Genomic DNA, 12,357 nt, shown 5'->3' with positions numbered 1-12,357 from the left:
GGTTGATTAATTCCAGGATGCGCTAACATCTATTCTTCCCTGCGCGGTCACTTCGCCAAACCAGCTATTTCCGTCATAGGTGGTCTTCGATACCGGATTATCCATAACGAACTGGAGGATCAGCGGTGTTTTCCAGAGCCACATATCGGTCACGCCGGAACTCATTTTGTCCCACTCTTCCGCATGGGTGGCCGGCGCCGGGATCGACAGTACCTCGCCTTTACAGTTATGCGCCATGCGCGTCTGGCTTTTCCCCACCAGCACGTTGCCCGGAATGGGAACCGTAAAGCCGTTGCCGCTGAAGGCGCAGTAGTCCACCCCATTCAGGCTTTGAGTAGGCCCGGTGACTTTTACCGTGACCGCAATCGCCGCATCTTTTTGCGCCCCGCTGTAGGTGATGGTGTAGGGGATCTCAATGGGCGCTTCGCCGATAATACCTTTCCCGGAGCCGCCCAGACCGTCAGGATCGAGGGCGTAATCCGGGTTGTCGGGCGTAATCTCCAGCCCCGGCTGAATAGGGTTAATCACCAGGCCGCCCCCCGGCTGGAAGCAGAAATCCGCCGCCAGCGAGCTGTTGCCGGGCGTCAGGCACAGGCTGACGATATTGCCAATGCTGCTGCCGTCCCCCGCCTGCGCCACGCTCAGAATTAACGCTTTCGGCAAAAATATTTTAAGGTACGCTTTGCCGCCGTTTTTCTGCGGCGCCGCGAGGAAGGTGTTTGCCAGGACACGCGTATCACTCAGGATACCGCCGGAGATACTGTACCAGGTGTTTTCATCGAAGGTCAGCTCGGCGGCAAGCCCGGTGCCGCCGTTCATGTGCGATTGCAGCACGCTGTTGACGCGGGAAGAGGTGAGCGCCAGCCCCCCGTTGTAACCGGAGATATCTTCCCCAACAAACGTGTATTCAAGCAGGTCGCACAGCACGCCAGAGATCGTGTTGCGGGTGTATTTGGTGCAGGTGGCCCCCGTTGATCCATCGACTATCGTCACCTCGCCGCTGATCGGGTCAATCCCCAGGTTGAGCGCCCTGGCGTTGGTCATGGTCAGCGTGCCCACCTTGTGAAGCGTATTGGTGGTGGTCACTTTGTTGATGGAGCTGATTTGCGGCGTGGAGGTGATGGTCACTTCATCCCCTGGCGCGGCGTTGAGCAGATAGTTAAAGAACGGATCGCCCAGGACCCAGCGCCCGTATGACGTGCCGGGCTCCATCACCGGCGGCTTGACCACCATCGACGTATCGGTATAGCGGGTCGTCGGGGTGTACCCCGTGTTGCCGCAGGACGAGGAACACGCCGTCCCTTTAAAGAACGGAGAGGCGCTGGAACCGGTCACCGAAAAGTCGATGGTCAGCGCGCTGCCTGCCGGACCGCTGTAGCTGTTGTCCGGGATGTAAGTGGCGATACCGTTATTCGTTTTCGCGCTCAGCGTCGGCCACTCACGCGAACCGTGTAAAAACGCGGTCGAGGTGCTGTTCAGACTAAACAGCCCCGCGCTGTTTCCCGTACCGTTATTGTCCGGATTATTAATGGCGAAATAGGGCAGCTCCTGCGCATGGGCCACCGCGCTCATCAGCAGCAAATTAAGAGCGAATATCTTTTTCATCGTCACGTTCCTGCGTTCCTTTTGCTTCCTGCCAGACGAAATCGCCTTTGTCGCAGGAGATGTCCCCGAGCCACAGCGCACCGCGGTTAGACTCAATGTCCAGGCGCACTTCGCAGACGCTGTCGTCCGGCGTGGCGATACTCAGGACAGGGTTGTTCTTATCAACGTCGATCACGAAGCGTCCGTCGTTCTCCGTCCGGGTCAGCCCAACGTGGTTTTTGATCTGCGTGGCGCCAATCGGATTGCCGTTTGCATCCACAAGGCGGCCAAACAGGGTGACGATTTTCTTCACCTGCGGCTTCATCACCACGGTATTGCCCGGATAAACCGTGATATGGCGACGCGCATTCGCGCCAATCTCATAGCTTTCCGTACCGGTTTCACTGTTCATCACTTCCAGGTCATAAGCCTGGTATGCCGGCAGCGACAGCCAGGTTTTATCCCCTTTGATGCGTTCTGCCCGGCCGTTAAGCTTCAGGGTCAGCGCTTCATCAGATTTGAGACCGGTACTGACAATCACCCCTGCGCTTTCGGTGCCTTTCCCGGCGGCGATGGCCTCTTTGGACCAGCCCACGCTGCCGTCACTGGTCAGCGTGGAGTTCCATCCTTTACTCATGCCGCTCTGGACGCTGAGGATGTTGCTGTTCCACGGCGTGTCGAAGTTCACGCTGCCGCCGCCGCTTACGCTGCGATCCTGGCGGCTGTTAAAGGCTTTCGAGACGTTGGCGGTGGCCGATTTCAGGTAATCGCCTTCAAACTGGCGGCTGGCGCTGACGTTCAGCGCCGTGCCGGTATCGCGATTGTGGGAAACGCCAACCGACACGGTATTGCCGAGCGGTATGGCGAAATCGAGCATCACGTAGCGATCTTTCTCTTCGTAATACCCGTCGTATTTGTTGCGCGACATCCCCACCCGCAGGCGCGCCGTACCGTAGCGACCGGCGTATAACCCCTGGGAGTAGTCCAGCTGATAGCGTTTATAGCGATAGAGGTCGTCCTCCTGACGCATCAGACTCAGGTTGCCCGCTGAGGGCAGGCCGAACGACGGCAGGCTAAAGGAGGCGCCCCAGGTGTTGCCCTTGCTCTCATAGATATCGAGGAACTTGCCGCTGGAGAGCTGTTCATGGGAGTACCAGACCGAACCGATCTGCCACGGCAGGCTGAGATTCGCGCCGTAGTTGGCGCGGTACGTTCCGTCGGAGGCGGCCATGGTCTGGGTATTCACCGAGAAATAGCCCGTCAGGTTCAGGGAGGCCCACAGCTCGCTGACGATGTGTTCCCGCATCATGTAGGTGGAGGCGTTCCAGTCGACCATCCCGCTGCGCTTGCTGAACGAGGCCCCCACCAGCGACATGGTGTCTTTATGTTTGGTGTCGTAATTGTAGTAGTAGGTGTTGTCCTGCTCGTTTTTGTGTTTCGCGTATTTTTTATAATTGACGACGGATTTATCGCGGCTATACATCCCGCCCCACATCTGCCAGCGCAGTGTTTCCGACACGTTGCTGGAGAACGGCTTATTCACGGTGTACATGCTACGCGACACGGTGCGGCTTCCGCTCACCACCTCAACTTCGATGCTGTAGATCCCGTAGGGCAGGCTGCTGGTGTCAATTTCATGGTTGCCGACGTCAAAGCGCTGAATCCCGATAAGCTGCCCGTCACGACGAATACGGGCCTCGCCCGCCGTGGGGAAATAGACCACCACAGGCGTCAGAGAGAGCGTGTTATCGCGCTTACGGGAGTTGGCCTGGTTGCCCATGGAAACGCCGTAGACTTCACCGCCGGAAATCCCGCTGACGCTCGCCAGAGACTGCATCGCCCAGCCGTTCAGCATGCCCGCGGCGTAGCGCATCCCCTGATAGTCGCGCTCCCACATAACCGCATTCATCTGGGTATCGCTGCTGCTCTCGTTGATGTAGCCAGAGCCGTCGATCAGCACATGATCAATGCCCATTGAGATCCAGTTTCTTGCGTTCAGATAGCCCGACGACCAGCTGTCACCGTAGCCGCTCTCGGTGTGATACGCCCCGAGGTTGTAGGAGAACGTGCCGCTCAGGTCGTCAGACTCCGGCGCATCAATGTCCACCTCACGCGGGCGAATATTCACCCCATAGTCGCTCTGCGACAGATTCAGCAACAGGCGCATTTTTTTCTGATCCAGCTCGAACGCCGAACCCGTACTTACCGGAATGCGCATCTGGTCATCAAACTGCTTGTCGTTAATGCTCTGCAATAACGTTCTCATCTCTTTTGACAGACGAATGCCGTTATCAGACTCCTGGACCTGAACGTCCCTCAGCCCCAGCTTCAGATCTTTTGCAAAGAGCGTCACGTCACCGATACGAACATATTCGCTCGCCGTGCCTTCGTGGTTCCCTTGTTGTGCTGAGTGTGGACGCGTATTCACCAGATAGACGGGAATTTTGATCCCCTGCTCCAGCAGTGCATAAAGCGAGTCGGGAAAACGGTAATTAGCGATAACCACGGAGCTTGAGGCTGCATGCACAAGCGCGGGCAGCGTGCCGGATGCGCAAGCCATCATCACCGGCAACACTAATTTATTTTTCACCATGCATCCTTACTTAACAGGTATGAACTGTTTCAGGTCCCATATTCCGAGATGAAAATGGTTATCCGTAACGTTGATATCCTCGATAGCGCGCGAGGTATCCGGCATCAGGTAGAAGTTTTTGGTACACGGCGTAGTCGGTGATTCCGGATTCGGCTTCAGGCAGGTTCCGGTCGCATTGACGCGAAAAGCGGTGTTCCCTTTATTGGTTATTTTTCCCGCCACATAGACGAAGTCGATCTTCTTATCACGGGGCTGAACCACCAGAATGGTGCTCACCACCGCGCGCGTCATCCCGGTACCGTTTTTTGGTGAACCGCTGTCCACCTCTTCGCTCACCCCTTCATCCGTGAAGGTAATGCGGTAGTAACGCTCTTTGTTATCGGCGTTTCCGTGATAGTAAAATTTGACAATATTGCTGGTACCGGCGGGCATTACCATGCGCGTGGGCGTCAGCAACAGTTCGTCCACTTTCTCCGGATTAATGACGATCCCTTCATCCATTGGGCTGCTGATCCGCTGTGCGCGAACAGAAACAATACGCACGCTGTCTGCTTCGTTTTTTATTTCCTTGGCGGTGGAGTCAGCATCCGCAGGAATAATGGTGGTGACTTTTCCCACATTAATGGCCAGCGCGGAGGAAGAGATAAATAATAAAAATAAGAAGGCGGATTTGAGGTTAAACATGCTATTTCCCTAAACAGGGGCTTGCGCCCCTGGATCGATCAGGCCTTAGCCCCAGGTTGCGCGGAACGCAACAGATACGGTCCCTTCCCACAGGCTGTTGGTCAGGTCTTTGAACTCTTTCGCAGTACCCGCGTTGTCCTGAGCGGAGTCAACGTAGAAGACGAATTTGTCCTGGCCGGTAATTTCGGTATCTGCCGCCGCGCCTGCGCTGGTGGTCAGGTTCCACAGGCCAGAAGAGACGCCGGTGTTAGAAGAAGAATCAACCAGCGTGGTCCATGCGGTTGATTTCGCCCCCACGGTGCCACCGATAGAGCCCAGGTCGTTACCGCCCCAACGCGCACCCACTTTCAGCTTGGTCGCTTCACCGCCCACGCTGAACAGCGTGTTGTTTGAATCGTCGAGGATAGCTTCGAGTTTGAAGCTGGTCGCCGTAGAGTGATCGCCACGGATAGCCACATCAAACAGACCGGTATCGGTGTTGAAAGATTTGGTATTGGCGCTGTAAACGAAGTTCAAAGCACGCGTTGGCGTAACAACCAGGTCGGATTCGCTGTCTTTGGTCGCGGTTGCCTGCCAGGTGGCAGAAGCCGTCGTTTCTGCTGCATTAACTGCGCTCAGGGCAGAAACAGACAGCAGGGAGCCCAGAACGATAGCGTTCAGTTTGTTCATTTATTTAGTCCTTCAAAAAAGAATCCACGTGTATAAAAAGGGGAGCCCCTTTTTCGAGGCGGAGTATAGACAGCCGCAAAATAACGAGGCAATACAGAAAAATTCACTCGCCGGAGAATAACAATAAAAATATAAATAAATTTCTCGTATCTTATTGTTACGTATTGAGTAAATCACTCAATTTCCCGAGCAATAGATAAATATCGATTTTTCAATAAAGAGAAATATCAGGACGTCGGAACAGCCACACACATCATTACAGGCAAAACCAGCCCCTTAATTAACCAGGCGTGCGGTTTAACGCGGGTAATATAGAAGAAGTTGATATTATCAAGTAACATTTCGTTTACAACGCCATCCGGTGCCGCATCATCTTCAGATTTATTCAGCTTTTTATTCTTAATATAAAAGATATTGCTTCCGTCGACTTTTTCCACGCTGAGCGTGTAATTTCTGTCAATCAGGTAGCTTTTGCCCTCTTTCTTGAGTACGCCTTTATGAATAACCGTCACAACATCTTTGTTGTTAAACAGGAAAAGCGTGGTTAGCGACATATCGGTTAACTCACCCGTGGAATAGGTTTTCCAGGAAATGGTATCTGACTGGCAGCCAAACCCCTCATCCTGCGTTCTGGTAAAATAGATCCACAACAACGCGATGGCAGACAGCGCCAGTACGATACTGAACAGTACACTCATTTTAGTCCTTGACATATTTTAACTCCCGGTCAGGCTTCTGTAAGAAATGCAGTTCTTATAATCGTCGATACTGTCCTGCTGATAACAGATGGCCAGGAAATAATTTTCTATCTGCGACTTTTTAAACCTGGAATAGTAAGCATCTGCAACCTGGTGTTGACAGTCGATATGTTGACTGGCAATGACCTCTTTTACGTGATTAAAGTAGTGCTGTCGCGGCTGATACATATTCTTATCGATCAGGTATACCGTACACCGGTCCACTTTACCGAGCAGATGCATATCAGAATCTTTCAGGCTCTCGGCATAGGAATCCCTTTGGTGCAACAGTAAAACAGCGGTGCCGATAACGGTAATCAGTAATAACGTGCAAAGAGAAATAAAGAGTCTGTGCAGCGATATTAATTGTTTAGGCGGATCGGCATCTTTCTTATGCGCTAGCGTATCGAATGCTTCAGAGGCAGATTGCTCACTAAGCGTTGAAACGACCGGCGGCCTGACCGTGTGATGTTCAATATGCGCGGCAAGGCTAAATCCCTTGCCACGTATCGTTTTTATCAGTAAAGGATCGCATCCTAAAGTACGAAATGCTTTTCTGATTTCACTTATGGCAACATTCAGACTTACCGAAGAACCAGAGAAACCATGATCCTCCCAGACCTTCTTTATCAGGTCGTCTCTGTCGAGAGTTTTACCATTATTGATGATAAGTTCATAAAGCAGACGACCCGCCTGGTTAGATAACTTAATGGATGACTCTTCCTCTCCATTAATCATGATCATACCGGTGTCGACTTCATAAAGCATTGTAAGATCAATGAGATACTTCATATTATTATTACGCCATTGTTAAAATTATGTGCATTTGCCAGGCAATAATAAGTCTAAAGTTTGTGTGGTCAAGTCGCGTGATATTAATTGAGAGATGAATTCATAAAGCTTCATTAATTAACAATTATTAAATCATTAATAAAAATATTCGAACTAACGCATTTAGGTTAAAACATTAAAAAAAACTAACTCGCAAGATTATAATCTTAAACTTTAGAAGTTGTTGGAATAATGTTTTGTTATGTACTTTTTTAGTGCAACATAATATCGTCAAAGCATTCTCCCGAGTCGCCATGCGTCTAGCCGGTACATCAGGGACATGTGTAGCCGATTAACATTCATTTTAAATAACACAAATCTTCATGGAGTTTATCATGTTCAAATCGATCATGACCGTATCACTGCTGGCCGCCGCTATTGCTTCTACCAGCGCAGTTGCCGCAGACAATTCAGCGGGTGGTATCATTAACTTTACCGGCGCTATTACCGATACAACCTGTACCATTAACGGCGGTAAAAGCGCGGACTTTACCGTTGCGCTTTCCCCTATTTCGGTAAAAGATGCAGGCACCACGGTTGGCCTGATCACTAAGAATAAAAAATCCATTGCGCTGACGTTCTCAGGTTGTTCACCAGCAGCCGGAACAACCGGTACCCCGCTGAAAGTGTATTTCTCCAGCGCGGATAATATTTCCACTGACGGTAAATACCTGCTGAATAACAGCGTGAACGAAAGCGATGCCAGTGTGGCACGTAATGTCGGTTTTGCGTTAGTGGAGCCAGGTTCGTCTACGCCAATTACCCTGAACCAGCCTTACACTACGGATATTATGGGTACAGCGACCGCGCCAGATTCCGAGACGCTGACGCTGGATGTTTATTACTATAAAACGAACGCCACTGCCGCCACCGTGGGCGAGTTAAGCTCCAACGTAACGTATACCATTTCCTACCTGTAATAATGATTATTCAGGCTCTGTTTTCGCAGAGCCTGTATTTAAGGTTGCAATCATGCGCAAGGCAATTTTGCTGGCAGGCTTACTGCTAAGCACCGGTCACTCATGGGCCAATATTGTCATTAATGGCACCCGTGTCCTTTATCCTGAAAATAACAAAGAGGTGATCGTCCAGTTAATGAATACGGGCGATGCGCCCGCTCTGGTGCAATCCTGGATAGATGACGGTGATATTAATTCCACGCCGGAAACAGCCAATGTGCCGTTTCTGCTGTCGCCGCCGGTGATAAAAGTTAACGAACATAATGGCCAACAGCTTCGTATTAAAAAGCTGCCGTCCAGCTTGCCTGCGGATCGCGAATCCGTCTTTTTCCTGAATGTCCTCGACATTCCGCCCAGACCTGAAAATCTGCAAAATCAGAATACCGTTCAGCTGGCGATTAAATCCCGTATCAAACTTTTTTACCGGCCCGCTGCGCTGAAAGGCACGCTGGATGACGCGGTGGCGAAACTGACGCTCGCCGCCGAAGGCGATCGCTTTCGCATTACAAATAACAGTCCGTTCCATATTACGGTCGCCAATATTTCGCTGGGTAAAACGAAATTGCTCCAGGAGTCCCCGATGGTTTCCCCGTTTGGGCAGCTGACGGTCGCCGCAAAAAATACGGTTAAGCGCGGACAAACCTTCCAGCTGATGTATGTGGACGATCTTGGCGCGTATAAAACCCGGACTTTCACCAGTCAGTGATCGGAAAGACTCACCATGAAAATGAAACAAAACAGACTCTGTCTGCTGGCAGTCTGCACGCTTCTGCTTTCGCATAAATCAGGGGCCGTCTCGTTTGATCCCTCCCTGCTTGCTGGCGCATCCGGTGAGTCCGATCTGTCTCGCTTTTCCGAAAACAACGCCATGCCTGCCGGCAATCAGGAGATGGATATCTACGTAAACGGCAGCTGGAAGGGACGTTATACCGTCATCTACGGCGAGCAGCGTGACGACATCCGCCTTGCCTGGAAAGATGCCCGGTCGCTTGGCATCAACACCACGTCCGTACCTGCGCCCGCCATTGCGCACGGGCAGGTGCAGCTGCGCGATCTGGTTCAGGGCGGTGAAGTCAAAACCAATACCAGCACCCTGAGTCTGGCGCTTACCGTTCCGCAGGCGGCCGTGCTGCGTACTGAAGAAGGTTACATTGCCCCCCAGTTTTGGGACGAGGGGATCCCGGCGCTGATGCTCTCGTGGAACACGACCTGGTATAACACCCACGCAAAAGGCGCTGCGAAAGACACAAATGATGATTTTTATGCCGGGCTGGATTCCGGCGCCAACCTGTTCGGCTGGCAGTTTCGTGACAGCAGCGCCTGGCGGAAAACGGCCAGCGGAGAGAGTAGCTGGCAGAATAATACCCGCTACCTGCGCCGTCCCCTGGCCTCGCTGAAATCCAACCTGACGCTGGGTGACTTTTATATTCCTGGCGATCTGTTTGATTCCCTGCGCGTGCGCGGCGTGTCGCTGGCGTCGGACATGAAGATGCGCCCAAATTCACAGCAGGGTTTTTCACCGGTGGTTCACGGCGTGGCACGGACGAACGCCCTGGTGAAAGTTATCCAGAATGGCAACGTGATCTATCAGGAGAACGTACCGCCGGGCCAGTTTACCCTCGACAGCATTCAGCCTACCGGCTCCGCGGGCGATTTGCTGGTGGTGGTGCGTGAAGCGGACGGTTCACAGCAGTCCTTCACGGTGCCGTTTTCCGCCGTGCCCGGGATGCTAAAAGAAGGGGTGAGTCAGTACAGCGTGGTGGCGGGTAAAGTGCACCAGAACACGCTCGATGCCGAACCCGCATTCATGCAGGCCACGCTGCGCTACGGGTTTAATAACCTCATCACCGGGTATACAGGAACGATTATTAGCGATAACTACCAGGCCGGGCTTGTCGGTACCGGGTGGAACCTTCCGTTTGGCGCGGTCTCGTTTGATGTCACCCACGCCAAAACCACCCTCCAGGATCGCACCAGCAGCGGTCAGAGTTATCGCGTGTCGTACAGCAAATTTATCGATACCACCGCCACCAACTTCACCCTGGCGGCCTATCGCTATTCCACTAAAGGCTATTACAGCTTCAGCGACGCGCTCTATTCGCGCGAAGGGTATCAGCGCCTGAGAGCGCAGTACGACGACTATGAAGATCGGTTTGGCGTTGCGCCCGACATGTCGCTAAGCACCTGGGATGCCCTGCGCGCGGCGCAGCCCAAGAATACCTTTACGCTTAACCTTAATCAGCGCCTGCTCAATAACTGGGGCACGGTATTTGTCTCCGGCACACAGCGCGATTACTGGAACTCACAGCAAACCACGCGCGAATACCAGATGGGCTATTCCAACGCCATCGGCCGCGCCAGCTATACCCTGTCGGCCAGCCGGGTACGGAACAGGGACAGTGAAGAAGAGACGCGCCTTTACCTCTCCCTCAGCCTGCCGTTCTCGCTGTTTGATAATAATGCCTGGATCACCTCCAGCCTGACGGCCAGCGATTCGCATTATGAGCAGAGCAATATCAGCATGAGCGGGAACGCGCTGGCATCGAACCGACTGAGCTACACCCTCTCCGGCAGTAATGCGCGGGGGGGTAAAAATGCGGCAAGCGTTAACGCCGCGTACCGTTCGAACTTCGCGACACTCGGTGGCTCTTACAGCGAATCCTCCGACTACCGCCAGACCGGGCTCAGCGGACGGGGAAGCCTGGTGGCCTACCCGTGGCACGTTCTCGCCTCAAACGAAACCGGCACAACCATGACTATCGTCGATGCGCCAAAAGCGGAGGGACTGATGGTGAACGGCGATGAAAGCATTATGACGAACCGCGATGGCGTGGCGCTGGTGCCTTACGCCACCCCGTATCGCAAAAACGCCATTACGTTATCGCAAACGGAAAACAGCGCTGGCGCGGAGGTGATCGGCAACATGGCTAACGTGGCCCCTTACGACGGGGCGGTGAGCTACATCCGCTTCGAAACCGACAAACGCCAGTCATGGGTACTTCATGCGACGCGTGCCGACGGCAAACCGCTGCCTTTTGGCACTGAAGTGCTTGATGAACACGGTGAATCTGTCGGGTATGTCGGCCAGGCCAGCGTACTGTATATCCGCGCTGAACAGCCGCCACGCGCGCTCAACGTGCATCTCCGGGGCGGGAAGTGCGAAATCTCCGCCCCAGCCTGGGGGCTGAACAGCCCCTCATCGGTTTGCCATTAATTACGGATTATCAAAATGTTACGATCATTCATATTCCTGCTCCTCTCCAGTATTAGTGGGATGAGCTATGCCACCTGCTCCGGCAGCAGCATCGTTTATGGCACACCGATTACCATTGATTTATCGGATAAGCTGAGCCCGGCCACGCCCACATGGACCGGCAGCTTCAGCACCCAGTACAGCGGCTCATTCAACTGTACGACAGGTAACAGTGAATTTTCTTACACGCCGATCCTCTCGACCGACAGCAAATACGCGACCATCCTCGGATTCAGCAATAACAAGTATATGGTGCGGGCGGAGATCACCAATCCCCCGGCCAATAAAACCCTGACTGCCAGCGGTAGCCATACGGCGTCTGAGCTGAACACACCGTTTACGGTTCGCTTCACCCTCGTTAACCAGAGCGGCACTACCCTGACGGGGGATACAGCGAACATGAGCGACGTTCTGTTCGTCAGCGACATGAGTGGGCTATCCTTCTGGGAAATCATCACCTGGCCAATCAATCAGGTCATCAAGATAGCGCAGTGGTTATTCAGCGGGTTCAAGTGGCCTTACGACAACCGCGATATGTTTGGTCAGCCGATGATCATCAAATACGCGCCAAAACTGACTACCTGTTCCTTTGATAATGCGGGGCTGACCGTAGCGCTGCCGACGCTCGGCATTCCCCAGCTCAGTGCATCCTCACAGCCGGGGCTGACGCTTTTTTTACTGAACATGAGCTGTCAGAACGTCGGGGTTAACGGCAATTCCGATCGGGCAATTGAGATGTTTCTGTCCAGCACGCAGCTGCTCTCAACCGACAGCTCAGTGCTGATCGACAGCAGCAGTAGCGCGGCGCAGGGCGTGGGGCTACGCCTGATAAAACGTGACGCCCCGCAAACGCCGGTGACCTTCTCTACCTCAACCACCAGCCGTGGCAACGCCACGATGATTTTCAGCGTGGCGGCTGGCGCGGCGCTGGACGAACATTTCACCCTTCCGATGGCGGCGTACTATTACGTGTGGGCGCCCGCCCAGGTGAGCCAGGGTAAGATCAATACATCGGCTACGCTGAATATTATCTATCCCTGATGTGAG

At 53.3% G+C, this 12,357-nt stretch carries 10 protein-coding genes; 4 read left to right on the top strand and 6 right to left on the bottom strand.

Translation table 11 applies throughout. The annotated features are described in order from the left end of the window. Positions 1–6: 6 nt before the first annotated feature. The 6 genes from C3451_RS04770 to C3451_RS04745 all read right to left on the bottom strand — a co-directional run bounded on the left by C3451_RS04770 (position 7) and on the right by C3451_RS04745 (position 7,059). Positions 7–1,605 (bottom strand): hypothetical protein, encoded by a 1,599-nt coding sequence (locus C3451_RS04770; protein ID WP_045621007.1) that lies wholly within the window; start codon positions 1,603–1,605, stop codon positions 7–9. Further along, positions 1,583–4,177 carry a CS1-pili formation C-terminal domain-containing protein gene (locus C3451_RS04765; protein WP_124304241.1) on the bottom strand — a complete coding sequence of 865 codons (2,595 nt, stop codon included), beginning with the start codon at positions 4,175–4,177 and terminating at the stop codon, positions 1,583–1,585. Before C3451_RS04765 ends, C3451_RS04770 begins: the two co-directional genes overlap by 23 nt. Before the next feature lie 6 nt (positions 4,178–4,183). Then, a complete protein-coding gene (locus C3451_RS04760; RefSeq protein WP_022646582.1) occupies positions 4,184–4,861 on the bottom strand; it encodes a fimbria/pilus periplasmic chaperone in 678 nt (225 codons plus the stop codon). 45 nt (positions 4,862–4,906) lie between these two features. Then, on the bottom strand, positions 4,907–5,530 hold the full coding sequence (locus tag C3451_RS04755) for a common pilus major fimbrillin subunit EcpA (protein WP_003860995.1): 624 nt from the start codon (positions 5,528–5,530) through the stop codon (positions 4,907–4,909). A 227-nt stretch (positions 5,531–5,757) separates the two neighbouring features. Further along, entirely contained in the window at positions 5,758–6,228 is a 471-nt protein-coding gene (locus tag C3451_RS04750) for a hypothetical protein (RefSeq protein ID WP_045621005.1), read from the bottom strand. Positions 6,229–6,246: 18 nt separating this feature from the next. Continuing rightward, a complete protein-coding gene (locus C3451_RS04745) occupies positions 6,247–7,059 on the bottom strand; it encodes a winged helix-turn-helix domain-containing protein (RefSeq protein WP_022646580.1) in 813 nt (270 codons plus the stop codon). Between the two features lie 374 nt (positions 7,060–7,433). Between C3451_RS04745 and C3451_RS04740 the strand changes: the two genes are divergently transcribed. From C3451_RS04740 to C3451_RS04725, 4 genes are read left to right on the top strand one after another with little or no spacing between them, the layout of a single operon-like run. Further along, positions 7,434–8,018 carry a fimbrial protein gene (locus C3451_RS04740; RefSeq protein WP_045621004.1) on the top strand — a complete coding sequence of 195 codons (585 nt, stop codon included), beginning with the start codon at positions 7,434–7,436 and terminating at the stop codon, positions 8,016–8,018. Between the two features lie 52 nt (positions 8,019–8,070). Further along, positions 8,071–8,763, top strand: coding sequence for a molecular chaperone (locus C3451_RS04735; protein ID WP_001223973.1), 693 nt, complete (start codon positions 8,071–8,073; stop codon positions 8,761–8,763). A gap of 15 nt (positions 8,764–8,778) precedes the next feature. After that, a complete protein-coding gene (locus tag C3451_RS04730) occupies positions 8,779–11,271 on the top strand; it encodes a fimbria/pilus outer membrane usher protein (protein WP_045621003.1) in 2,493 nt (830 codons plus the stop codon). A gap of 15 nt (positions 11,272–11,286) precedes the next feature. Then, a complete protein-coding gene (locus C3451_RS04725) occupies positions 11,287–12,351 on the top strand; it encodes a fimbrial protein (RefSeq protein WP_124304240.1) in 1,065 nt (354 codons plus the stop codon). The last annotated feature ends 6 nt before the right edge of the window (positions 12,352–12,357 follow it).

This window comes from Enterobacter sp. 301B (assembly GCF_003850715.1).
GTDB classification, from domain to species: Bacteria; Pseudomonadota; Gammaproteobacteria; order Enterobacterales; family Enterobacteriaceae; genus Enterobacter; species Enterobacter intestinihominis.
The sequence above is the reverse complement of the archived record's forward strand: the minus strand, read 5'-3'. Positions and strand labels throughout refer to the sequence as shown.